The following is a 25091-nucleotide window of genomic DNA, read 5'->3' on the forward strand; positions in this document are numbered from 1 at the left end:
ATGAAAATCAAGTATATAACCACTTGTCTGCTGGCCCTTTCGCTGAGCGCCTGCGACAACGACTTTCTGACGGTTGTACCCGAAACGGCGCTCAGTTCGGCCACGTTCTTTACCAAAGACGCCGATTTCCAGCAGGCGGTCAATGGTGCGTATGTGCCGCTACGGCCCATCTTCAATGAGCGCTCGTGGATTCTGAGCGAAATGCACTCGGACAATACCTATTACGCCCGGAATGTCCTGTTTGGGGCGGTGGACAACACGCAGAACGTGGCGGATTTCGCGGTGCCCTCCGCCAACGGCGTCACGCCCAACGACCATGTGCTTTGGCAATACCGCTTTGATTACCAGATTATTGTCCGGACGAATCAGGTTTTGTCACGCATCGACGACGTCACGTTTACGGACAACACGCTGAAGAGCAACCTGAAAGGGCAGGCCCTTTTCCTGCGGGCGTTTGCCTATTTTGAACTGGTGCGCTACTTCGGACGGGTGCCTCTGCATCTGAAACCGGCCAGCAGCCGGGAAGACGCCGCGCAGCCGCTGGCGACGACCGAGCAATTGTACACCCAGATTACCAAGGACGCGCTGGAATCCATTCCGCTGCTGCCCAAAAAAGCGGCGCAGGAGGCTGGCCGGGCTACGGCCGGAGCCGCTCGCATGCTGCTGGCCAACGTGTACATCCATCAGCGGAAATGGGCCGAAGCCGAACCGTTGCTGCGCGAGATCATCAACAACGATACGTACCAGCTGATGCCCGATTACAACGACGCGTTCTCGTTCACCAGCGCGAACAAGAACAATGCGGAATCCATCTTTGAGGTGCAGTACCTCGAAGGGGCGGCGGGCTTTAACGGCAACCAGATCTACCGCTTCATCCCGACGCCCATTACGGCGGCCGAACTGGCACCCATCACCGGCACTTCAAATCCGCAGCCGCTGTCGGGCGAAAACAACAACGTCCCAACCCCCGACATCATTGCCGCCTATGAAGCCGGGGATAAACGGCGCGATATTTCCATTGGCTATGTAACGCTCAGCCAGAGCCTGCGCGACAACAAGGTGTACCCTTACATCAAAAAGTATGCTCGCCCGCACGCTCTGCACAACAATACCGGCCAGAACTGGCCCGTGTACCGGTTTGCCGAGGCGCTGCTGTTTATGGCTGAAGTGCTCAACGAGCAGGGCAAAACCACCGAGGCCATTCCGTTCCTGAATCAGGTACGTGCCCGCGCGGGGCTGGCCCCGACCACGGCCGCTACCCAGGCTACCCTGCGGGAGGCCATTTTCCGGGAGCGCCGGGTGGAACTGGCCTTCGAAAACAAGCGCTGGTTTGACCTGGTCCGTACAGACCGGGTCCGGCAGGTGATCGTCCCGTACGGTGAACGGATAAAGGCCAATCCGGCGGCGTATTATTTCCCAGCCGGGGCGGTGCCTCCGCCAAACGCTTTCACCAACCTGGAAATTTATTATCCGCTGCCGGCCATTGAGTCGGACCTGACGCCGCATTTTTAACCATTTCGGGAAAGGATTGGCTTTTGACTAGTAAAGTCACTCCTTTCCCGCCTTTCTTAACTGCATTTCTTACACCCATTTTGTTTCCTTCTAAGACGATGAAGTCAACTTTCTTAAACGTCAAATTGCTGCCACTGCTAGGGATGATGGGGCTGGTCGGCCTTTGGCATACCTTCCCCCAAGCGGAGGAGCACCTAATCGTCGCCCCCGCCCCCGACCCTAAAGTCGCCAAACTGAAACTGCCCGAAGGCTTCAAGGCCGAACACCTCTACAGCCCCTCCGAAAACGGCCAGGGGTCGTGGGTGTCGATGGCCTTCGACGACAAGGGCCGGATGATTACCTCCGACCAGTACGGGGCGCTTTTCCGCCTGACCATCCCGGCGATGGCCTCGGGCAGCGCCACCCCTACCATCGAAAAACTAACCATCGGCACCGATACCTCCGCCGTCGGGGGCATGGGCTTCGCGCAGGGGCTGCTGTATGCCTTCAACAGCCTTTACGTGATGGTCAACAACCGACCCACCGCCCGTTTTCCCAAACCCAGCGGGCTGTACCGGCTTCAGGACACCAACGGCGACGATCAGTTCGATAAAGTCACCCTGCTGAAGGAACTGGTCGGCGAAGGCGAGCACGGTCCGCACAGCGTGGTGCTGTCGCCGGATAAAAAATCGCTGATCGTGGTGGCGGGCAACCATACCGACGTACCGGAGATGGACGCCTACCGCCTGCCCAAAGTCTGGAAACAGGACAACCTTTTCCCGCTCATCAAAGACCCCCGCGGCCACGCCAACAACCGCATGGCTCCGGGCGGCTGGATTGCCCAGGTAGACCCCGAGGGCAAACGCTGGGAACTGCTCGGCGCCGGGTTCCGGAACGAGTTCGACGTAGCCTTCAACGAAGCGGGTGACATGTTTACCTACGATTCGGATATGGAATGGGACTTCGGCCTGCCCTGGTACCGGCCCACCCGCATCTGCCACGTGACGAGCGGGGCGGAATTCGGCTGGCGGACCGGCAACAGCAAATGGTCGGCGCGCTACACCGACAACCTGCCGCCGGTCGTGAACATCGGCCAGGGGTCGCCCACCAACCTCATCTACGTCAATCGGGGACGTTTTCCGCAAAAATACCAGAACACCCTGCTGGCTTTCGACTGGAGCTTCGGCATCGTGCACGCCATCCACCTAAAGCCCAACGGGGCCACCTATTCGGGCGAACGCGAAGAATTCCTTTCGGGGCTTTCGCTGCCGCTGACCGACGGCCTCATCGGGCCCGACGGCGCGCTGTACTTCCTGACGGGCGGCCGGCGGCTGGAATCGAGCCTCTACCGGGTGTATTACGATGGCCCGGAAAAGCCCGTCGCCACTAACGCCACGCTGCCGCTGCCGGAAGCCCATAAAATCCGCGCCAGCCTCGAAGCCTACCACACGGGCGGCCCCAAAGCCGGAGCCGTGGAAGCCGCCTGGCCGTACCTGAAACACGCCGACCGGTTTATCCAGTACGCCGCCCGAATCGCGGTGGAACACCAGCCGGTATCGGAATGGCAGGGCAGGGCTCTGGCCGAAAAAGCGCCCCGGGCCGTGCCGCAGGCCGCCATCGCGCTGGCCCGCCACGCCGATTCTACCTCGGCATCAGTGCGCAGCCAGCTGCTGACCAACCTGATGGTTCCCGGATTTGCGCAACTGAATGAAATGGAAAAGCAGGATGTCCTCCGCGCCCTGGAAGTGGTCATGGCCCGTATGGGTACTCCGGACGGCGAACTGAAAACCAAGCTCAGCGCTTTCCTGAATGCCGGGTATCCGTCCAAATCCGCCCAGCTGGACCGCGCTTACTGCCGCCTGCTGGTGACCCTCGACGATCCGCAGGGACTGGTTAAAACGCTGGCGCTGATGGACCAGAAAATCCCGAACGACCTCACCGCCGACGAAACGGCCACGGCTTCGAGCGACCTCATCATGCGCAACCCGCAGTACGGCCTCGACATCGCCCGGATGCTGGCCAAAGTGCCGCCCATGCAGCAGACCTATCTGGCGACGATGCTGAGCGGCCAGAAGGCGGGCTGGACCCCGGCGCAGCGTCAGAAGTATTTCTCCTGGTTCCGCACCGCGCTCAACTACCAGGGCGGTCACAGCTACATCGGCTTTATCGACCGCGCCCGGAAACTGGCCCTGCAGAATGTTCCGAAGGAGCAGGTGGCGACCTACAGCAAACTGTCGGGCGAGGAACTGCTGTCGAAAAACGGCAACGATCTGGTGGTGGGTGCCTACCCGAAAGGACCGGGCCGCCGCTGGTCGGTGACCGATGCGCTGGCCGTCGTGGATCAGGGTCTGGAAGGCCGGAGCTTTGAAAACGGGCGGAACATGTACAACGCCATCACCTGCGGCCGCTGCCACACCATGCGCGGCGAAGGCGGTGCCGTCGGGCCGGACCTGACGCAGCTGGCGACGCGTTTCTCCAAAAAAGACATGCTGGAAGCCATTCTGGAACCCAGCAAGGCCGTTTCGGACCAGTACGCCGCCACCCAGTTCAACCTGAAAAAAGGCGAATCGGTCGTGGGTCGGCTGGTCAATGAGGACAAGGACGCCTACTACGTCTCGCAGAACCCGTTTGCCCCGGACCAGCTGCGGAAAGTGCCGAAGAAAGAGGTGACGTCCTCAACGCTGTCCAACGTGTCCATCATGCTTCCGGGCCTCATCAACAGCCTGAATCCGGACGAACTGAAGGACCTGATGGCGTTTCTGATGGCGGGCGGCAACCAGGATCATCAGGTGTACAAGGCCGCCGCGGGCTCCGGTAAAGGAAAGTAACCGAATTCTGCCACCCATTTTCAAATCAATACCGAATGTTGAAAGCAACAGGGAGCTTTGTAAAACCGCTTTTCATCGCCGGCTCGCTGGCGGTGATCGGCGGTTTTACCGATTGTCTGGCTCAAACCAAAAAAGACAGGAAAGACGGCTACGTCAGCATCTTCGACGGCAAAACGCTGAAAGGCTGGGACGGCGATACGGCGTACTGGCGGGTGGAAAACGGAACCCTGACCGGCGAAATCCGGCCGGACCGTTTGCTCAAAACCAACTCGTTCATCATCTGGCGCGGCGGCTCTCCCCAGGATTTTGAGTTTAAAGGCGAATTCAAGATCACCGGCGCGGGCAATTCCGGCATCAATTACCGGAGTGAACAGCTGACCGACATTCCGTTTGCGCTCCGGGGCTACCAGGCCGACATCGACGGGCAGAACCGCTACACCGGCCAAAATTACGAGGAACGCCGCCGCACCACCCTCGCCTACCGGGGCCAGAAAACCCGCATCAAACCCTATGACGGAGCGGCTTCTCCCGAAGCCGTGCGCGAAAAGGTCAGCAAAAACGCCTGGACGGGCATGGAAGTCGTCGGTTCGCTCGGCAGCTCGGACTCGCTGAAAACGTTCATCAAACAGGAAGACTGGAACACGTTTCATCTGATTATCAAAGGCAACCACCTCCGGCACTACATCAACGGGGTGCTGATGAGCGAAGTCATTGACGAGGATGCGGTAAATGGACGGCAGAAAGGTCTTTTAGGCGTACAGGTCCACGTCGGGCCGCCCATGCAGGTGCAGTACCGAAACCTGATGCTGAAGCAGTTACCCGTTCAGAAGGAGTTAACCAAAAGTCAGCCGTGACATCCGGAAACTGGAAACATAAATTCATCAATCCGGCCCAGGTCGGGGGCATCGAAACGGCCGTGCTGGACAACGGCCGGGGTCGCGGGACGCGCATCGCCTGGATCAACACGGGCACTGGGCTGCGTTACAAAGTGGTGCTCGACCGGGCGATGGACATTGCCGAGGCGTTTTACAACCAGCACAGTCTGGCCTGGCTGAGTCACCTCGGCGTGGCGCCCCCGGACCCATCCACGGACCGGGGCATCGGCTGGCTCCGCAATTTTGGCGGGGGCCTGCTGACCACCTGCGGCCTGACCCATATCGGCGGCCCGGAAACGGATGCCTACGGCGAACGGGGCGTGCACGGCCCCATCAGCAACCTGCCCGCCGAACTGGAATCCATTCTGCAGCCCGACCCCGCCGCCGGTCGTCTGGAGTTCAGCCTGACCGGCCGCATCCGGCAGACGCAGGTGTTCGGGCCCTGCCTGGAGCTTCGGCGCACGATCTCGGGTCGGCTCGGCGAGGCGCGCATTCAGATACGGGACGAGGTGGTCAACCGGGGCAACACCCCCGCGCCGCACATGCTGCTGTACCACGTCAATTTCGGCTGGCCGCTTGTGGATGAAGGCGCGGAGCTGATCTGGCAGGGCGACTGGCAGGCCCGGGAAGGCGAAAACGCCCGCATTTTCCGGCCGGAGAACGACTTTCGCAAATGCCCGCCCCCGCTGGACGAACACGCGGGCGGCGGCGAGGAAGCGGCCTTTATCCGTCCGGAAGCGGATGAAAACGGCCAGTGTGTCTGCGGCGTCCACAATCCGGCGCTGGGCATCGCCGCCCTGATCCGCTTCCGGAAGGAGCAGCTGCCCTGGCTGACCAACTGGCAACACTGGGGACGCGGGGAGTACGTCACCGGCCTCGAACCCGGCACCCATCCCCCGATCGGACAGGCCGCCGCCCGCGCCCGGCAGGAACTCCTGTTTCTGGAACCGGAAGATTCCCGTATTTATGAGCTTTCGCTGGAAGTGGTACCGTCTGATTCCGAATATTTTAATAGTTTACCAACTCATACCTCAACCCATCAGGAACATTAAACCTATCCTTTAATGGAAACATTGAATGCCACAAGCCTGGCCGAAAAGGCGCTTGAACAGGGCAAAGGAATTCTTCGCCTTGCTCCTACCTGGGTTCCCCGTTCGTTCTGCGTACCGGGACGGCGGATTAAGCTGCATCCGGACGACTATTATGTGCTCGGCGGCAAACGCGGCGGCATTGACGAGCGCTGGCTGTCGTCGACCACCCCGGCCAAAAACGGTCCGCTGACCGGCGAAAATGAAGGTTTGAGCCAGATTGTGTTCAACGATGGCGGCAAAGAAGTGCAGTTTCTGCTGCGGGATGCGGTCGCGGAGCTGAAAGGCGAACTCATCGGCGAGCGGCTCTGGAACGAGTACCAAAGCTGGCCGATGTATTCCAAATTCTTTGACAACATGGGTCCGCTGCCGCACCACGTTCACCACAACGACGAACACGCGGCCAAAATCGGGCAGCTGGGCAAACCGGAAGCGTATTATTTCCCGCCCCAATTGAACAACCACGGCGGCGATTTTCCCTACACGTTCTTCGGCCTCACGCCGGGCACCACCAAAGAGCAGGTGCTGGAATGCCTGAAGAATTTCACCAAAGGCGACAACAAGATTACCAACATTTCGCAGGCCTACCGCCTCGAACCCGGCACCGGCTGGGATGTACCGCCGGGTCTGCTGCACGCTCCGGGCAGCCTCTGCACCTACGAGCCGCAGAAAGCCTCGGACGTGTTTGCCATGTACCAGTCGCTGGTCAACGAGGCGATTATCGACGAAGACCTGCTCTGGAACGGCACCCCGCCCGAAGAGCGCGGCAACTTCGACCAACTGGTGGAGGTGCTCGACTGGGATCTGAACCTCGACCCGAACATGATGCAGAACCGCTTCATGCGGCCTAAACCCGTGCGTCCGGTGGCTGAAATGGAGGCCGAAGGGTATCTCGAAACCTGGATCTGCTACAAAAACGAAGCCTTCAGCGCCAAGGAACTGACGGTGCTACCGGGGCAGACCGTCACCATCCGCGACAGCGCCGCCTACGGCCTGATCATGATGCAGGGTCGCGGCACGATGGGCGTCTGGGAAATTGAAACTCCGGCCCTGATCCGCTACGGACAGCTGACCAACGACGAGTTCTTTGTCAGCGAGAACGCCGCCCGCGAAGGCGTCACCATCACGAACGCCTCCCAGACCGACCCGATTGTCATGCTGAAACACTTCGGCCCCGGCAATCCGGATCTGGTCCTGTGAGTTTATTTCTCGCAGATTCAAGCAGATTTTAGACGCAGATTTTCGCAGATAATAATAGAAAATCAGCGTAAATCTGCGTCTAAAATCCGCTTGAATCTGCGAGAAACCCCTTTTTTCTGAAAAATCAGTAACCCCTAACTCCTATTTCACCCATGCCCGAAAATAATTATCCCAAGCTTCACAACGCCACCTGGCCCGGTCTGGTCGGCAAAGGCCCCGACTCGGAACCGCCCATTTCGCTCGATGACATGCTCGACATGACCGCCGCCGCGGAAGTGGACGGCGTTAAGTTCGACGGCGTTGACCTCGGCCTGATGGACCCGCATTTCAACGTCAACTGCTCGCCGGACGACGTCAAACGGCTGGCGGATAAAGTCGCCTCGCGTAACCTCGAAATCGGCAGTCTGGTTGCTCCCATCTGGGGTGGTCCGGCGATGGGTACCCAGGAGCAGCGCGCCCAATTTGTGGACATGGTGCGCCGGACCTGTGAAGTGGGCCAGCAACTGCGCGAAATGGGCATCCGGCCCAGCGGCATCGTCCGGATCGACTCGGCATCCTCGCCCGAAGCGTTTTCCAAAGACCCCGTGGGCAATACGAAGCTGATCGCCGAGACCTTCCGCGAAGCCTGCGACGTGGCCGCCCAATACGGCGAAAAACTGGCCGCCGAGGGCGAAATCTGCTGGGGCGGTCTGCAATCGTGGCGCGCCACGCTCGAAACGCTGGAACAGGTTGACCGGCCGAACATGGGCTTTCAGGCCGATATGTCGCATACCTTTCTCTACCTGCTCGGCTACAACAGCCCCGAAGACCGCCTGCTGCCTGAGTATTACGACTGGAACGACCGCGAAGCCCTGACCGCCGCCCTGAAGAAAATGACCGCCGCCCTGCGCCCGTGGACACTCGATTTCCACGTCGCCCAGAACGACGGCACGGTTTTCGGCTCCGGCTCCCATGACAAAACCGGCCGCCACTGCCAGGCCACCGATCCCAACGGCAAACTCGACATCGTTCAGGATGCCGGGCACTGGCTGCGCGACGAGAACGGCAACCTCACCAAAGCGTTCCGCCACATCTGCTGGGACGGCTGTATGTTCCCCAACCAGGTCATGCAGAACCAGCAAACCTGGAACGACATCCTGGCCGTCATGATCAAGGTGCGTCAGGCCCACGGATGGCAGGAATGAAGTCAAGAGTTATGAGTTAAGAGTTATGAGTTAAGCTTTGCTAAAATGAGCAGCAAAGCCCAACCCATAACTCTTAATTCATAACTCATAATTCCTAACTCCTAATTCTTAACTCTTTAGAAATGTCAGACAAAAAACAACTCCGGATCGGACTCATCGGCTGCGGCTTCATGGGTCGTACCCATACCAATGGTTACAAGCGCGTCAACGACTTTTTTCCGGCCCTCGGCTACCGGCCGGTGCTGAAAGCCGTCTGCGCCCGCAACCGCGACAAAGTGCAGGCTTTCGCCGAACAGTGGGGCTACGAATCGTTCGAAACAGACTGGCGCGCCCTGATCGCCCGCGACGATATCGACGCCGTCGACATCTGTACCCCCAACGATACCCATGCCGAAATCGCCATTGCCGCCGCCGCTGCGGGCAAGATGATTCTCTGCGAAAAACCGCTTTCCCGTTCACTGGCCGAAGGCAAGGCCATGGTCGAAGCCATCGAAAAGGCGGGCGTCCCGAATACGGTCTGGTACAACTACCGCCGCATCCCGGCCGTGACGCTGGCCAAGCAGATCATTGATTCGGGCAAACTGGGCAAGATTTTCCATTACCGCGCCAACTTCCTGCAGGACTGGACCATCAGCCCGGACGTTCCGCAGGGCGGTACCGGCACCTGGCGCCTGGACGTAGACGCCGCCGGCTCGGGCGTCACCGGCGACCTGCTCGCCCACTGCATCGACACGGCCATGTGGCTCAACGGCGGCATCACCGATGTTTCGGCCGTGACGGAAACCTTTGTCAAAGAGCGCGTGCACGCCGAAAGCGGCCAGAAGCAGAAAGTCGGCATCGACGACGCCTGTATTTTTCACTGCCACTTCGAAAACGGCTCGCTGGGTCTGTTTGAATCTACCCGCTACGCCCGGGGCCACAAGGCGCTGTACACCCTGGAAATCAACGGCGAACACGCATCCATTCGCTGGGATCTGCACGATCTGAACCGGCTGGAATACTTCGACCACCGCGACGAGTCGATTGTCCGCGGATGGCGGTCCATCCTCGTGACCGACGGCGACCAGCCTTACATGAACAAGTGGTGGGTGCCGGGCCTGATCATTGGCTACGAACACACGTTTATCCACCAGGTGGCCGACTTCCTGGCCAGTCTGGAGTCCGGCGAACCCTGCAACCCCACCTTCCGCGACGCCTACGAAACACAGAAAGTGCTCGAAGCCGTCCTGACCTCGGCCGCAACCCGGAGCTGGCAGGATACCGGCGTGGAAACGGGCGTCTCCCAGAATGCCGCGAACCTCAGCGTCGCCTGATGGGCAAATTCTTTTGAGAGTTATACCATAGGTATGAGTAATCCCGACACTGCTGGTCTCTTTGGTCAGCAGTGTTTGTTTATGGTTCCGGGTTAAGCGTTTGGGGGCGAGCGGCGACCGCTCACCGGCGCCGCTCCGGGCAGCTCCGACGGACTGGTGCCGCCACGGCCCTACCCGACTCTTTGTAATCAACTTTTTCCGTATGCAACCAGCCCTTCTCACCGTTCGTCGCCTTTCCAAGTCCTTCCCCGGCGTGCGGGCGCTTCAGGACGTTCAGCTGACGCTCCGGCGGGGCGAAGTGCATGGCCTCATGGGCGAAAACGGGGCCGGGAAATCGACCTTCATGCGCATCCTGATGGGCCTGGAAACGCCCGACTCCGGCGAAATCCTGCTTGAAGGCACCGAACTGCGGCCCGGCAACGTCCGCGAGAACCTGCGGCGCGGCATTTCCATGATTCATCAGGAAATGCTGGTCGTGCCGGAACTGACGGTGGCGCAGAATATCTTTCTGGGCAAAGAAAAAAAGGGGCAGCGCGGCTGGTTGAAGCTGTTTACCAACGACCGGGCTATCCAGCAGCAGGCCGCTGCCCTGCTTCAGCAGCTTGGCTCCCCGCTCGACCCGCGCACGCCGCTCAAAGACCTGAGTGTGGCCGAAAGGCAGCTGGTCGAAATCGCCAAAGCCCTGTCCAACGACGCCCGAATCCTCATCATGGACGAACCGACCTCCGCCCTGTCGGAGCGGGAGTCCGCCCGGCTGCTGGCTCTCATTCGGGAATTGAAAAGCCGGGGCGTCGCCATTATTTACATTTCGCACAAAATGGACGAAGTGCTGTCGCTCTGCGATACGGTGACCGTCCTGCGCGATGGCCGTTACGTAGCGACCAAACCCACCGCCGACCTCGACGAAGCGGGCCTCATTTCCCTGATGGTCGGGCGGGAAATAACGGACCTCTACCCCGCCGCTTCGGCCGAAACGGGCGAAGTCGTGCTGTCCGTTCGGAACCTCGGGCGGTCCGGTGCTTTTTCGGGCATCAGTTTCGAGGTGCGGCGGGGCGAGGTGCTGGGGCTGGGCGGGCTCATGGGCGCGGGCCGTACGGAAGTGGCCCGAAGTCTTTTCGGTCTGGAACCCTACGACCGCGGCGAGCTTTTCTGGAAAGGCGGCCCCGTCGCGATCCGCAAACCGCAGGACGCCATCCGGCTCGGTATCGGGTACGTCAGCGAAGACCGCAAAGGCGACGGTTTTGTACCCGGCCTGTCGATCAGCGAAAACCTGACGCTCGCCAGCCTCTCCCGCCACGCCCGGGGCCTGTTCATCCAGTCTGACCGCGAGGCCGCCAGCGCGACCCGGCTGATGCAAAGTCTGAACATCCGCGCCGCCGGACCGCACCAGGCTGTGGGCCAACTCAGCGGCGGCAACCAGCAGAAAGTCGTCATCGGCAAGACGCTGCTCACGCATCCCGACCTGCTCATTCTGGACGAGCCCACGCGCGGCATTGACATTGGCGCACGGGCCGAAATCTACCGGCTCATCCGGCAGCTGACCAGCGGCGGTATGGCCGTGCTGCTCATTTCTTCGGACATGCCCGAACTGCTCGGCCTCAGCGACCGGCTGCTGGTGCTGGCCAAAGGGCGACCCGCCGGTTTTCTGGAGAAAAAAGAAGCGACCGAAGAGACCGTTTTGAAATACGCCATGAATTTTTCCTGACCGCCCGAACGCCGGGACTTTCCGGCAAACCCGCGGTAACAAACCCTGACTATGGAAACGCAATCAATTCCTCCGAAAACCCAGCCAGCTCCGACCCTTCCCAGCCGCGTCCGGAGGCTGTCCCAATACGGTATTTTTCTGGCTTTTCTGATCATCTGCGTGGGGCTGGCGGTTGTTGCGCCGCGGTTCCTGACGGTCTCGAACTGGGTCATCATCATCACGCAGGTTTCCATCAACGCCCTGCTGGCGTTTGGCGTTACATTTGTCATTCTGACCGGCGGCATCGACCTTTCGCTCGGCTCGATGGTCGCCGTGGCCGGGGTGACGGCCGCCCTTTTTGCCCACCCGGACGATTATCCGCTCCTCGTCCCCCTGGCGGCCGGGTTGCTGACGGGCATCGGCTTTGGCGCTTTCAACGGCTTTCTGATTACCCGGAGCAAGGTGCCGCCGTTCATCGTCACGCTCGGCACCATGACCATCGGCCGCGGACTGGCGCTCATTCTGAGCAAAGGTCGCCCGGTTTCCAATTTGTCGGACAGCTTCAATTTTATCGGGGGCGGCGCGGTTTTGGGCATTCCCGTGCCGATTCTTATTTTGGCCGTTGCCTTTGCCGCCAGTTGGGTGTTGCTACGAAAAACGGTGCTGGGACGGTACATGTACGCCGTGGGCGGCAACGAAGCGGCGGCGCGAGCGTCGGGCATCGACGTGGGCCGGGTGAAGCTCTGGGTTTACACGCTCTGCGGCGGACTGGCCGGACTGGCGGGCATCGTCCTGACAGCCCGCATCACCACCGGGCAGCCGAACGCCGGGGTCGGCTTTGAACTCGACGCCATTGCGGCGGCCATCATCGGCGGCACAAGCACGGCGGGCGGCAGCGGCACCATCACCGGCACGCTCATCGGTGCCCTGCTCATCGGCGTCATCAGCAACGGCCTCGACCTGCTCAACGTCAGTTCGTACTACCAGCAGGTCGTGATGGGCGCCATTATCATTGCGGCCGTGGTGCTGGACGGGGGGAGGGAGTTAAAAGTTAAAAGTTAAGAATTGGCTTCCGGTGGTTGTCGTGGAGCGTTTTGACCTGATTAACAAACCTATTTTATCTAAAATGAAAGTAAAAAGCCTATCCCTTTTATCGCTGCTCCTCTGTTTACAACTCGCCACCGGTTGCTCTCAGGAAAAATCGTCCTCCACCGCGACCTCCGGAAAATCCCTCACTATTGGCGTTTCGATGCTCAGCATGCAGAACGAATTTATCGTGAATGTGGCGGACGAGATGCAGAAAAAAGCGGATGCCGCGGGCGTTGAGCTGATTGTGGTGGACGCCGAACGGTCGCCGCTGAAACAGGTGGAACAGGTCGAAAGCTTCATCGCTCAGAACGTGGACGCCATCATCCTGAACCCCTGCGAGGTCGAGGCGTCATCGCCCGCCGTGCAGAAGGCGCTGGCCGCCAAAATTCCCATCATCAACGTCAATTCGGCCACGAGTACCAAACCCACGGCCTTTGTCGGCTCCGACGACGTGGAATCGGGCCGAATGGCGATGAAATACCTGGCCGAAAAGCTCGGCGGCAAGGGCAATATCGTCATGATGCAGGGATACATGGGTCAGGCGGCGCAGCTTCAGCGCGAGCAGGCGGCCAAAGAAGTGCTCAGGCAATATCCCGGCCTCAAAATGCTCGCTACGCAGACTGCCGAATGGGACCGCTCGAAAGCCATGTCGCTGATGGAAAACTGGATTCAGTCGTACGGCAACCAGATCAGCGCCGTTTTTGCCCATAACGACGAAATGGGCATGGGCGCGGTGAAAGCCCTCACGGCGGCGGGCCTGAAAGATAAAGTCTTGGTGGTCAGCATCGACGCCATCCCCGACGCCCTGCAATCGGTCCAGAAAGGCGAACTCAACGCGACCCTCTTTCAGAACGCCGAACAGCAGGGTGCCCAGGCCATCGAAACGGCCATGAAAGCCGCGGGCGGCAAGCAGTTCCAGTCGGAAGTGATGATTCCGTTCAAGCTGGTGACGCAGGCTAACGTCAAAGAATTTTTGAAATAAGACCCCAACATCCACCATGCCCAACCTCAACCCCATCGGTTTCAACGTCCTGGCCTGGACGGCGGCCGTTTCCGAGAACCTGAACCCCATCGCCGACCGCCTGAAAACCATCGGTTACGACGGCGTGGAGTGCTTCATCGACGGCTCCGCCCTGACCAATTATACGGCCTTCGGCAACCACCTCAGCCAGCTCGGCCTGCAAAGCACCAGCGTGATGGTCGTCGGACCGGACACCAACCCGGCGAGCGAGTCGCCCCAGATCCGGCAGGCGGCGCTGGATTTTATCAAGTCCGCCATCGACCGGGCGCAGGCGATGAACGCCACCATCCTGTGCGGCCCCATGCACTCGGCGTTTGCGACCTTCACGAAGCGGGAGCCGCAGACCGACGAATACCGGCGCAGCGCCGAGGTGCTGAACGCCGCCGGCGAATACGCCCGGCAGGCCGGTCTGGTGCTGTGCCCGGAAGCCCTCAACCGCTTCGAATGCTACCTCTGCAACACGATGGAGCAGCTGCACCACCTGATCGAACTGACCGGCCACCCGAACGTGCGGGCCATGTTCGACACCCACCACGCCAACATGGAAGAGAAGAAATTTCCGGCCGCCATCCGGACCATCGCGCCGGTGCTGGCCCATGTCCACATCAGCGAGAACGACCGCGGAACGCCCGGCAGCGGCCACGTGCCCTGGGACGACACCTTCCGGACGCTGGCCGAAGTCGGCTTCAAAGGTTGGATGACCATCGAGGCGTTTAGCCGCAACGACGTGGATTTTGCCAACTCCATCGGCGTCTGGCGCGAGTACAACGACCCCTGGGACATGGCCGAGAACGGGTATCGGTTCATCCGGGAAATGCAGGAAAAGTACGCCAGTGAGGTACTGGTAGGCTAAACGGGTCCTTCGCAGAAAACAACTACTTCATTAATCGAAAAGGGGTTTGTATCTGTCCTGATACACACCCCTTTCTTATTTTTCAGCCCGACCGGCGGCTTATTCCTGACTCAGCTGCTTCACAAAACTGGCGTGGTCCCAGGTGATGGTCAGGTGCTGAATCCGGTCCGCTTCGTTGAACCGGAACACGAAAATATGGTCGGACTTGAATTTCATGCCCTTGCTGGCGATGTCCAGAAAGTCCTTTGCCTGAGTGCCTTCAATGGTCACGTTCGCCCGGATGGTTTCCTCTTCGGTCGCCAGGCTGTCAACCGAGTTGGTGATGTCCGGGAAACAGTCAATCAACATATCCCAGACCGCTTTTCCGAATTCCCAGAACGACCCTTTTCCGGCCTCTCCTAACGGCAGGAAGTGGACGGTGGCGTCGGGGGCTGCCAGACCAATCATGCGGGCCGTATCGAGGTCGTCGTAGGCAGTGAAGAACGCCAGGCAGGTGCCTTTCTGGCTTAGTTGTGAAAGCGATTCCTGTTGTGCAGTTTGCATGGCTATCAAGAGGTTATTTGGAGGATACGATTGTGGATGGATACTGGGGATGCTGTTTTATTTTCCGGATCTGGCGCAGATGCCGGTCCACGTGCCCCCACTGATAAATGTAGACCTGGTGCATATTGCGCGGGCTGTCCGTGGCCGTCAGCTCGTAATGGGCCCGCATGTCCGCCTCCGTTTTTTCGACAAAGGAAATCGTCTGGTCACGCAGCCTTGTAAAGAACGTCAGGGTGTTCTTGCCCTCCATAAACCCGGTGGGACGGGAAAAGTCAGGCGATTGATGCGGAGCAGGCTCCAGGATAAAGGTGAGGTAGTACGAATCCGGCTTCGTGCTTTTGAGTAATTCGGGCTGGGGTTTGTTGCGGCTACCGATGCTGATTTCCCGGGACCAGATAATCTCCCACAGCGCCAGATGTTCCACCACTTCCGCAATACTCCACCGGTCGGCAGACTCATGAAATGCCCACTGGGCGGGCGTCAGGTGCTCGGTTTCCCGGACGAGTTCGTCGCGCGTGCGCCGCAGGTTTTCAAGCGTATACTGACGGTCCGCCTCGGTCCATAAGCGGGCGGGTGTCTGCGCCAGCAAGGGGCTGCTCATCAGTAAGAAGACAATCAATTTTTTCATGGGAAAAAGAGGTTGGTTACCAGGACAAAAGTACCTGCCCTGCCGCCCCTGTGATTGTACATTTGCGACATTTTACCCTTGTAAATAGCGGGCCAGCTCGACGTTCTGACGCACGTAAGCGGTGGGTGGCTTGCCGGTGAACTGCGTGAATTCACGGATAAAATGAGACTGGTCGTAATAACCCGCCTGGTGGATGAGGTCCTGCCAGTCGGTCACCTGCCACTGGTGCCGGACCAGCAGGGCACACATATGGCCGACCCGACGAATGCGGGCGTAGTACTTGGGACTGACGCCGACCTTGTGCAGAAAAAGCCGCTCAAACTGTCGCCGACAGACGTAGAGTTCGTCCATGATGTCGCCAATGGTGATGATTCCCTGTTTTTCGACGATGAGATTAGCGGCGTAGTCGGTGCGGTCGAAGCAGTTTCCCCTTCGCATCAGCTGCCGAGTTAGAAAATTCTCCAGCCGTGTCACCCGGGCGTAGGTGGTTGTTTCCTGACAGATCTGCTCGTACAGATCGGCCATTTCCCTTCCCAGGACATCGGTAAGCGCGACCCGTTCCTCCGTAAACTCGTACATCGGCAGCCCAAACAGGCTACTCATCCCGGCTGGCTTAAAAACAATGCCAATCATGCCGATTCGGCCGGACAGTTCGAGGCTGTACTGGTGGGTGGCCTGGCCGGTCAGGAAGGCTGGAGGCACCAGGATCTGCTGTTTTTCCGTCCGTACCCGGTAGGCATCCCCGTAGGAAAAAACCATGGAGGCGTACCCGGAGGGCGGCGATTCCACGCAAAAGGGGTGCTCCGGCACCGGGTCTTTCTCCCAGACGAAGTAACACTCCACAAACGGGGCGAGGTGCGGTGACGGAGGCAGTTTCTGGTAAATCATAGCGAGCGCGGCCCTTTTGCCAACCCGACAAACTGCGTTGGGAAACAGCCAAAGCCTTTGATTTATAAGCCAATATACCGACTTACAAACCTTTCTCTTCTATGGCTGGTCCTTTTTTGAGTATCCGCAAAACGATGGGCTGGAAAGTAAGCGCACTACGGATCGTTTACGGGAAAGACCATCGGCCCCTCCTGTCCGAGTGGGTAGCCTCTCCCCTTTTCCGTTACGCTCTACCCATATCCACTTTCATCATAAATCACTATTTTGCCGCGTTATTTTACAGAATAAACACCTATGATACGCTCCATCCTGAAAGGGTGCCTGATTCTCACGCTGTTGGCCGGGCAGGTCGCGGCGCAGACGGCACCCGCCATCACCCGCATTCACCCGACCAACTGGTGGGTGGGCATGAAAAATCCATCCCTGCAACTCCTTGTTTACGGTCCGCAGGCGGGAACCCTGACCTACAGCCTGGCCAGCTACCCCGGCATCCGGCTCGTCAAGCAGCACAAGGCCGACAACCCGAATTACGCTTTTCTGGACCTGACCATCGCTCCGAACGCAAAGCCGGGAACGATTGAACTTGTCGGACGCGGCAACGGACAGACCGTCACCCGCCGGTACGAACTGAAGGCCCGCGAAAAGTCCGTTAAGGCGCAGGGTGTCAGCACGGCGGATTTCATCTACCTCATCATGCCCGACCGTTTTGCCAACGGCGACCCGTCCAACGACGCCTTTACGGACATGAAAGATACCAAAGCCGACCGCAGCATTCCGCACCTGCGCCACGGCGGCGACATCCAGGGCGTCATTAACAAACTGGATTACCTGAAAGACCTCGGCGTAACGGCCGTCTGGCTGACGCCGGTCATCGAAAACGACGAGACTCTCAAACAGGAAGCGCCCGACCGGATGCAGGCAGGGTATCACGGCTACCACTTCACGGATCATTACAAAATCGACAAACGGTTCGGCGGCGAGGCGGCGTACAAAAAATTGGCGCAGGAACTGCACAAACGCGGCATGAAGCTGGTGCAGGACGCCGTATATAACCACATTTCGGACGACCACTGGTTCTACAGAGACCAGCCCTTCCGGGACTGGATCAACACCTGGCCCGCCTATACCGGCAGCAACCACAAGGACGTGGTGCTCTACGACCCCTACGCCCCCGCTTCCGACAAAAAAACGCTGCTCGACGGCTGGTTTACGCCCTTCCTGCCCGACCTGAACCAGCGCAACCCGTTCATGGCCAACTACCTCATTCAGCACGCCATCTGGTCGACCGAAACGTTTGATCTGGACGCCTGGCGGGTGGATACCTACAAATACAACGACCTCGACTTCCTCAACCGCAGCAATGCCGCGCTGCTGGCCGAATACCCTAAAATCCATATTTTCGGCGAATCGTGGGTCGGCAATCCGGTGGCGCAGTCGTTTTTTGTGAAAAACAAAATGAATATGAAGTTCAAATCCAATCAGCCGGGCGGTCTGGACTTTGTCCTTTATGACGCCATCAACGCCGCCCTGCGCGAAGGCTTCGGCTGGGATACGGGCGTCAATCGGGTGCACCAGGCCGTGGCCGCCGACGCCCTCTACGCCGACCCGCTGAAGCTGGTGACCTTCCTCGAAAACCACGATACGGAACGGTTCGTCTCGGTGATCGGGGAAGATTTCGACAAGTACAAAATGGGTGTGACCTGGCTGCTGACCCAGCGGGGTATTCCGCACTGGTATTACGGCACCGAAGTGCTGATGAAAGGCACCAAAAACCCGTCCGACGCCGAAGTACGGCGCGACTTCCCGGGCGGTTTTGCCGGGGACAAAGCGGATAAGTTCACGGCGGGCGGTCGTCAGGGCAGGGAGACCGAGGCGTTTGGCTATGTCCGGACGCTGGCCAACTATCGTCGGGCAACTCCCGCCCTGCAGAGCGGCAAACTGACCCAGTACCTGCCGCAGGACGGGGTGTACGTGTATTTCCGGTACGACGGCAGCAAAACGGTCATGGTCGCCACCAACCAGCAGGACAGCGAAAAAACGCTCGAAACGGCCCGCTTTGCCGAACGGATGAACGGTTTCACCAAAGCCCGGAACGTGATTAGCGGCCAGACCATCAGCGATCTGAAAACGCTCCGGATTCCGGCCAAAACGGCCCTGGTGCTGGAACTGAGCCGGTAACCAACCCGGCCCGACGACCAGAAAAAGCCGGGCGTTCGCAGGATAAGTCTTCGTGACCCGAAGCGGCTGATTCCCGGTATTCATAGCATTTTTTTAGGAAAAAGCCCGTCCAGCCAATTGGCCGCCGGGCTTTTTCGTTAAAAACGTAAGGGAATATTTATTTTTGCTATTATTTTCCTGAATACAACTGATGAATAAAGCAAAAGCCTTTCTTTTTGACCTCGATGGCGTGATCGTCGATACGGCCGTTTTTCATTACCAGGCGTGGCGGCGGATGGCGAACTCGCTGGGGTTTGATATTTCCGAGCATTTCAACGAAAGTCTGAAAGGCGTCAGCCGCATGGATTCGCTGAACCTCATTCTGGCGCAGGGCGGGGTTACGCTGTCCGAAGAGCAGAAACTGGCGCTGGCGACTCAAAAAAATGAATGGTACCTTGAACTGGTCAGCCAGATGACCCCCGGCGATATTTTGCCCGGCGTAACGGATTTTTTTGTGCAGGTCAAAGCCGCCGGTCTGAAAACCGCCCTCGGGTCGGTCAGCAAAAACGCTAAACTGATTCTGGAGCGCATCGGCATGCTGGACGATTTCGACGCCATTATCGACGGCACGAAGATCGAACGCGGCAAACCCGACCCGGAGGTGTTTCTGAAAGGTGCCGAAGAACTGGGCCTGCAACCCGCCGACTGCGTGGTTTTTGAAGATGCCGTGGCCGGTATTGAAGCCGCCCGCCGCGCCGGGATGCGCACCGTGGGCATCGGCACACCGGAAATTCTAACCGAAGCGGATTTGGTTGTACCGGATTTGCGTGGCCTGGCCGTAAACGAAGCGATTGAATTACCGTTTAAGGTTTAAAGGTTCAACGTTTAAGGTGGCACTTTCTGAATATGCTTTCCCGCTGACCGTTAAACTTTAAACGTTAAACTTTTACACCTTCATAACCACATGCAGAAACTCGAACTTGCCCGGCAGCTTCAGCAACGGCTTCAGGCCGTTCTGGACACGGTGGAACGCGAATTTCAGCCGCTGGCTCCGGAACAGCTGGCCTGGAAACCGGCGCCTGGCCGCTGGAGCATCATCGAGTGCCTGCAGCACCTGAACCTGGCCGAGCGGTTTTACATCCGCAACATCCAGCACAAATCCGACCAGCTGGGTCTGGTTCAGCACAACCCGACCGACCAGACGGTCAGCCAGGGTCTGGTCGGGAAAGCCCTTATGTACGCCGTTGATCCTCAGGCTAAAATAAAGCTTCCGGCCCCTTCCGTGGTGCAACCCCGCCGCGACCTCGACGTGCCTTCGGTTCTGGCACAATTTGTGGAGTTGCAAAAGCTGCTGCTCCAGCTGCTCGACCGGGCCGTTTATTACGACTGGAACACGACCCAGTTGCCGACCCTGTTTGGCAACTGGCTGAAAATCCGGATGGGCGATGCCTTCCAGATGCTGGTCGCTCATACCGAACGGCATCTGGCGCAGGCGATGCGGGTCAGGAACGAAGCCCACTTCCCGGCGCTTCCCTAAATTTGTACGATTACAACTAACCTGTGATGAAGAATTACCTACAGCATGACCCGTGGTGCATCGTTGAAGATGGCTTCCACCGCGAGTACAATGAAATTACCGAAAGCTGCATGAGCCTTGGCAACGGGCGCATGGGCCAGCGGGGCAACTTCGAAGAAAAATTCACCGGCAAAACCCTGCAGGGCAACTACGTGGCGGGCGTGTATTACCCCGACAAAACCCGCGTCGGCTGGTGGAAAAACGGTTACCCCGACTACTTTGCCAAAGTACTGAACGCCGCCAACTGGATCGGCATCGACGTGGATGTCGAGTTCGAAACGCTGGACCTGGCCACCTGCGAGGTGCGCGATTTCCGCCGCGTGCTGAACATGAAAGAGGGCATTCTCGAACGGTCGTTCGTCGCCCGCCTGAAAAGCGGCAAGGAACTCCAGGTCAAAGCGACGCGCTTCTGCTCCATCGTCGACGACGAAGCCGGGGCCATCCGCTACAGCATCACGCCGCTGAACTTCGACGGTAAACTCACCCTCACGCCGTACATCGACGGGGACGTGCGCAACCGCGACGCCAATTACGACGAAAAGTTCTGGGATGAAGTCCGCAAGGAAACGGGCTACGCCGAGGCTTATCTGGAAATGAAAACCCGCAAAACGGGCTTCCACGTCTGCACCGGCATGTGCGTGGAGGTGGAGCAGAACGGTGTTCTGATCGATTTCCATTCGCAGCCCATCCGCCGCGAAAAATACGCCGCCACGCGCATCATTCTGGACGTGCAGCCAGGTCAGGAAACCGTCTTGTATAAATACGCCGTGAACCTGTCGTCGATGAACTACGCCGCCGAGGAGCTGATGACGCAGGCGCACCAGTACATCAAACGCATTTCGTCCAAAGGCTTCGCCGAAATGCGGACCGAACAGGCGCAGGCCTGGGACGCCAAGTGGCAGATGAACGACATCGCCATTGACGGCGATACGGCCGCCGCGCAGGGCATCCGGTTCAACATTTTCCAGCTGAACCAGACCTACACGGGCGAAGATGAGCGGCTGAACATCGGCCCCAAAGGCTTCACCGGCGAAAAATACGGCGGCTCTACCTACTGGGATACTGAGGCGTACTGCCTCCCCTTCTATCTCTCGACGGCCGATCAGAAAGTGGCGCGGAACCTGCTGCTGTACCGGTACAAACAGCTCGGCAAAGCCATCGAAAACGCCGAAAAACTGGGTTTCACCAACGGCGCGGCGCTGTACCCGATGGTCACCATGAACGGCGAGGAATGCCATAACGAATGGGAAATCACCTTCGAGGAAATCCACCGGAACGGGGCTATCGCCTACGCCATCTACGACTACATCCGCTACACGACGGACGCCGGTTACCTGGCAGATTACGGTCTGGAAGTTCTGATCGCCATCAGCCGTTTCTGGATGCAGCGCGTCAACTGGTCGGGTGCCAAAAAGCAGTACGTGATGCTCGGCGTAACCGGCCCCAACGAGTACGAAAACAACGTCAACAACAACTGGTATACCAACTACCTCGCCGCCTGGACGCTCCGCTACACGCTGGAGTCCATCGACACGGTAAAGGGAATGGATGCCGAAAAATACGCGGCACTGGTTGCCCGCATCGGATTCGACGAAGCCATCGAAACGGCCAAAGCCCGGCACATCATCGACAACATGCATTATCCGTACGATGAAGAGCGGCAGGTGTTCCTCCAGCAGGAAGGCTTCCTCGACAAGGAAATCATGACCGTCGACCAGCTTCCGGCCAGCGACCGTCCGCTGAACCAGAAATGGTCCTGGGACCGGATTCTGCGGTCCTGCTTTATCAAACAGGCCGACGTGCTCCAGGGACTTTACTTCTTTGAGGACGAGTTCGACACCGAGACGCTGCGCCGCAATTTCGACTTTTACGAGCCGTTGACGGTTCACGAGTCGTCGCTGTCGCCCTGCGTGCATTCGGTGCAGGCGTCGAAGCTGGGCATGAAGGACAAAGCGTACGAAATGTACCTGCGGACGGCCCGCCTCGACCTCGACGATTACAACAACGATACGGAAGACGGTCTGCACATCACGTCGATGGCCGGCACCTGGCTCGCCGTGGTCAAAGGCTTCGGTGGGCTGCGCGTCGAGGCCGACCGGCTGGTGCTGAACCCGTACTGCCCGGACCATTGGACCTCGCTTTCGTTCAAAATCCGCTTCCGCGACGTACTGCTGCAGGTAACAGTGACCCAGAACGACGTGACCGTGAAGAACTTCTCGAACCAGCCGCTGACGATTTCCCTCCTCGGCGAAGCCGTCACGGTAGAAGCCGAAAGCGAAGCCCTGGTCGAGCGCGGAGCGGAAGTGTAGGAAAATGACTGAATGATTGATTGACTGAATGAGCGGTCCGCCGCCGCGGTGATTAGCTCCGCAAATGCTATCTCTGCGAAGCTGGTCAGTCATTCAGTCAATCAATCATTCAGTCATTTTTTTGCCTCTCCCCAAAATAATACACCACTCCCACCGACAGCGCTCCGAACCGGTCGTGGGTGTTTTGGGAATAAAGAATCTGCTCGGTCTGCGCTCTGCCGTCTTTCAGGGTTAGATTATTATTGTCCAGCGTGGCGTCGAGTTTATCGGTCCGGACGAACGTGTAACGGATGTCGCCGGTGACGCTCAGCCGCCGGGAAAGGGGACTGCTGAAACGAACGCCGACCGGAACCGACAGTTCGTGCGTGTTCCGGATGCCCCGGCGACCTCGCTGTTCGATGCCGTCGCGGGAGCGGAAGCTGTTCTCGTTGTTGGTCAGCCGCAGCAGCTGGTCGGTGGTCAGGTCGTAAGCCTTTGCGTTAAAAAGAATCAGGCCAACCCCGCCGTACAGGTTGAATTCGCTCAGCCTTGCTTTTTCCTTTCCCAGTTGCAGCAAATCCAGCATGCCGACCAGCGTTCCCTGCCCGAAACGGCAGTCGGAACGGGCGTGATAAAACGCGCTTTCTTCGCCTCTTAGCCGCCCCAGATCCCCGGCCAGCCCCACGCTCAGCATCCGACTAACGGGCAGGGTAAGCTGCGCACCCGCCGTCCAGGCGGACCGCGATTCCTTCAGGTCGCCAAACAACAAGGTCGGCCCGACGCGCACGCTCACGCTCGCTGGCTTGTCGTACCCGGTTTCCCGGGATGGCGCCGGTGATCTGCGTTGCGCGTTCGTGAGGTGAGCAAAAAGGCAAATGAACAGCAGAAAGGCGGTAAATTTCTTCATAAGTCGAATCAGGTTCAGAGGGAAACCGTTATACCGGTAGGACGCCAATTCCCCGCGGGAGGTCATGCGCCGTACTGATTATTTTTCATCCAGAACCGATTTTCGTCCCATGCCTGAAGACCCGTCCGGCACAAACCCCGACAGCGGCTTTGACCGGGTTGCCCCCTTTTATGACGCTTTGGCCCGGCTGGTCTTTGGAAACGTCCTCAACGAAGCCCAGGCGGCTTTTTTACCGGTAGTAATGCCCGAAGCGAAAATCCTGATTGTCGGCGGGGGCAGCGGCTGGCTGCTGGAACAAATCCTGACGACATGCGCCCCCCGTAAAGTGGTTTATCTGGAAGCTTCCGGGCGCATGCTGCACCGGGCCCGCCGGCGGGTTCGGGAGGATAGACGGGTACACTTTCGGCACGGCACGGAACGGTCCCTCTTACCGGATGAGCAATTCGACGCCGTTTTCACGCCATTCGTGCTGGATTTATTTTCGGAAAAACGGCTCGTCGGCCACCTCCTACCCTCGCTGTACGCGGCGCTGCGCCCGGGCGGAAAGTGGTTCTGCACCGACTTTTTCCGGCCGGATACCGCGTGGAAAGCTTTTTTATTGCAGTCGATGTACCGCTTCTTTCGGCTGACGGCCAGCATTGAAGCCCGTCGTCTGCCCGACTGGCCCCGGCTGCTGGAAGAAGAACTGCGTCTGAGTCGGGTGGCTGACCGGCTGTTCTGGAAGGGTTTTATCCGGAGCGGCGTTTGGGAGAAAGCGGCTGTCGGCTTTTCCGTACCTTTGCGGACAGATTAGCTTACACATTGAATGAACCGTCTTGAACTGGTGGTGGCCCATTACCGGGAAAATCTGAACTGGCTGGGCAATGTGCCGACCGCCTCCGGCCTATCGGTCACCGTGTACGATAAATGCCCCGACGCCCGGCATCCGGGAGCCATCGAACTGCCCAACGAAGGCCGGGAAGCCCACACGTACCTGTATCACTTGGTTTCCCGCTACGATTCGCTGGCCGAGTGGACCGTTTTCTGTCAGGGAAAGCCGTTCGACCACGCCTATAATTTTCACCACCTGCTGCGGGAGTTCGTTGCCCGTCCGGAGGCCATTGGTCCGTTTCGCTGGCTCGGTCATCTGATCGACACCGACGACGCGCAGGGTGATCGCCTGTTTCGGAACTGGAGTAAAAACGAGGACGGCCGCGGCCTCGATCTTGCGGGCTTTCACCGGGCGCTGCTGGAGCAGGAAGGCCCGCCCGAGTATACCTTCGTTCTGGGTGCCCAGTTCGCCGTTCATCGGGACGTTATCCGGCAGCAGCCGCTACGCTTTTACCAGCACGCCCTTGCTCTTTCGTGTAGTTTCCCGGACGCGGCGCACTGTTTTGAACGGACCTGGGACCGGGTTTTCGGTTTGACGGGAATCGACCCGCGCTGGCTGGCGGGGCGCAAAACGGTCTATCTGAAACCGATGAAACACCAGCACTGAA

21 protein-coding genes are annotated in these 25091 nt (G+C 59.0%); 17 read left to right on the forward strand and 4 right to left on the reverse strand.

Annotation, left to right across the window (positions count from 1 at the left end):
* The 11 genes from ORG26_RS00005 to ORG26_RS00055 all read left to right on the forward strand — a co-directional run bounded on the left by ORG26_RS00005 (position 1) and on the right by ORG26_RS00055 (position 14626).
* Positions 1 to 1512, forward strand: a complete 1512-nt coding sequence (locus tag ORG26_RS00005) for a RagB/SusD family nutrient uptake outer membrane protein (protein ID WP_266366153.1) — start codon at positions 1 to 3, stop codon at positions 1510 to 1512.
* A gap of 98 nt (positions 1513 to 1610) precedes the next feature.
* On the forward strand, positions 1611 to 4319 hold the full coding sequence (locus ORG26_RS00010) for a heme-binding protein (RefSeq protein ID WP_407704806.1): 2709 nt from the start codon (positions 1611 to 1613) through the stop codon (positions 4317 to 4319).
* Between the two features lie 35 nt (positions 4320 to 4354).
* Positions 4355 to 5173 carry a 3-keto-disaccharide hydrolase gene (locus ORG26_RS00015; protein ID WP_266366157.1) on the forward strand — a complete coding sequence of 273 codons (819 nt, stop codon included), beginning with the start codon at positions 4355 to 4357 and terminating at the stop codon, positions 5171 to 5173.
* Positions 5170 to 6246, forward strand: coding sequence for an aldose 1-epimerase family protein (locus tag ORG26_RS00020; RefSeq protein WP_266366159.1), 1077 nt, complete (start codon positions 5170 to 5172; stop codon positions 6244 to 6246). The genes ORG26_RS00015 and ORG26_RS00020 overlap by 4 nt, the downstream gene beginning before the upstream one ends.
* A 12-nt stretch (positions 6247 to 6258) precedes the next feature.
* The gene (locus ORG26_RS00025) at positions 6259 to 7482 is read left to right on the forward strand and encodes a class I mannose-6-phosphate isomerase (RefSeq protein ID WP_266366161.1); all 1224 of its coding nucleotides are present in this window, start codon (positions 6259 to 6261) and stop codon (positions 7480 to 7482) included.
* Between the two features lie 152 nt (positions 7483 to 7634).
* Complete coding sequence (locus tag ORG26_RS00030; RefSeq protein WP_266366163.1) at positions 7635 to 8666, forward strand: sugar phosphate isomerase/epimerase family protein; 1032 nt, start codon at positions 7635 to 7637, stop codon at positions 8664 to 8666.
* A 122-nt stretch (positions 8667 to 8788) separates the two neighbouring features.
* A complete protein-coding gene (locus ORG26_RS00035) occupies positions 8789 to 9979 on the forward strand; it encodes a Gfo/Idh/MocA family protein (protein WP_266366165.1) in 1191 nt (396 codons plus the stop codon).
* Positions 9980 to 10181: 202 nt separating this feature from the next.
* Positions 10182 to 11684, forward strand: coding sequence for a sugar ABC transporter ATP-binding protein (locus ORG26_RS00040; protein WP_266366167.1), 1503 nt, complete (start codon positions 10182 to 10184; stop codon positions 11682 to 11684).
* Between the two features lie 51 nt (positions 11685 to 11735).
* Complete coding sequence (locus tag ORG26_RS00045; protein ID WP_266366169.1) at positions 11736 to 12725, forward strand: ABC transporter permease; 990 nt, start codon at positions 11736 to 11738, stop codon at positions 12723 to 12725.
* A gap of 64 nt (positions 12726 to 12789) precedes the next feature.
* Positions 12790 to 13734: a sugar ABC transporter substrate-binding protein gene (locus ORG26_RS00050; RefSeq protein WP_266366171.1), complete on the forward strand. Its 945-nt coding sequence runs from the start codon at positions 12790 to 12792 to the stop codon at positions 13732 to 13734.
* A 16-nt stretch (positions 13735 to 13750) separates the two neighbouring features.
* Entirely contained in the window at positions 13751 to 14626 is an 876-nt protein-coding gene (locus ORG26_RS00055) for a sugar phosphate isomerase/epimerase family protein (RefSeq protein WP_266366173.1), read from the forward strand.
* 99 nt (positions 14627 to 14725) lie between these two features.
* Here ORG26_RS00055 and ORG26_RS00060 read toward each other — a convergent pair whose 3' ends face one another.
* The 3 genes from ORG26_RS00060 to ORG26_RS00070 form a co-directional block, all read right to left on the reverse strand.
* Positions 14726 to 15169, reverse strand: a complete 444-nt coding sequence (locus ORG26_RS00060; protein WP_266366175.1) for an ester cyclase — start codon at positions 15167 to 15169, stop codon at positions 14726 to 14728.
* Between the two features lie 13 nt (positions 15170 to 15182).
* The gene (locus ORG26_RS00065; protein WP_266366176.1) at positions 15183 to 15797 is read right to left on the reverse strand and encodes a DinB family protein; all 615 of its coding nucleotides are present in this window, start codon (positions 15795 to 15797) and stop codon (positions 15183 to 15185) included.
* A gap of 72 nt (positions 15798 to 15869) precedes the next feature.
* Complete coding sequence (locus tag ORG26_RS00070; RefSeq protein WP_266366178.1) at positions 15870 to 16685, reverse strand: DUF6597 domain-containing transcriptional factor; 816 nt, start codon at positions 16683 to 16685, stop codon at positions 15870 to 15872.
* A 294-nt stretch (positions 16686 to 16979) separates the two neighbouring features.
* Here ORG26_RS00070 and ORG26_RS00075 point away from each other — a divergent pair, with 294 nt between their 5' ends.
* The 4 genes from ORG26_RS00075 (at position 16980) to ORG26_RS00090 (ending at position 22727) form a co-directional block, all read left to right on the forward strand.
* Positions 16980 to 18863: a glycoside hydrolase family 13 protein gene (locus ORG26_RS00075; protein ID WP_266366180.1), complete on the forward strand. Its 1884-nt coding sequence runs from the start codon at positions 16980 to 16982 to the stop codon at positions 18861 to 18863.
* A 190-nt stretch (positions 18864 to 19053) separates the two neighbouring features.
* Complete coding sequence (pgmB, locus tag ORG26_RS00080; RefSeq protein ID WP_266366182.1) at positions 19054 to 19716, forward strand: beta-phosphoglucomutase; 663 nt, start codon at positions 19054 to 19056, stop codon at positions 19714 to 19716.
* 90 nt (positions 19717 to 19806) lie between these two features.
* On the forward strand, positions 19807 to 20379 hold the full coding sequence (locus ORG26_RS00085; RefSeq protein ID WP_266366184.1) for a DinB family protein: 573 nt from the start codon (positions 19807 to 19809) through the stop codon (positions 20377 to 20379).
* A gap of 26 nt (positions 20380 to 20405) precedes the next feature.
* On the forward strand, positions 20406 to 22727 hold the full coding sequence (locus tag ORG26_RS00090; RefSeq protein WP_266366185.1) for a glycoside hydrolase family 65 protein: 2322 nt from the start codon (positions 20406 to 20408) through the stop codon (positions 22725 to 22727).
* Between the two features lie 109 nt (positions 22728 to 22836).
* Here the strand turns inward: ORG26_RS00090 and ORG26_RS00095 are convergent, their stop codons facing one another.
* On the reverse strand, positions 22837 to 23613 hold the full coding sequence (locus tag ORG26_RS00095; protein ID WP_266366186.1) for a hypothetical protein: 777 nt from the start codon (positions 23611 to 23613) through the stop codon (positions 22837 to 22839).
* A gap of 109 nt (positions 23614 to 23722) precedes the next feature.
* On the opposite strand from ORG26_RS00095, the gene ORG26_RS00100 reads away from it, so the two are divergent.
* The gene (locus ORG26_RS00100; protein WP_266366188.1) at positions 23723 to 24406 is read left to right on the forward strand and encodes a class I SAM-dependent methyltransferase; all 684 of its coding nucleotides are present in this window, start codon (positions 23723 to 23725) and stop codon (positions 24404 to 24406) included.
* 12 nt (positions 24407 to 24418) lie between these two features.
* Positions 24419 to 25090 carry a DUF3431 domain-containing protein gene (locus ORG26_RS00105; protein ID WP_266366190.1) on the forward strand — a complete coding sequence of 224 codons (672 nt, stop codon included), beginning with the start codon at positions 24419 to 24421 and terminating at the stop codon, positions 25088 to 25090.
* The last annotated feature ends 1 nt before the right edge of the window (position 25091 follow it).

This window comes from Tellurirhabdus rosea (assembly GCF_026278345.1).
GTDB classification, from domain to species: domain Bacteria; phylum Bacteroidota; class Bacteroidia; order Cytophagales; family Spirosomataceae; genus Tellurirhabdus; species Tellurirhabdus rosea.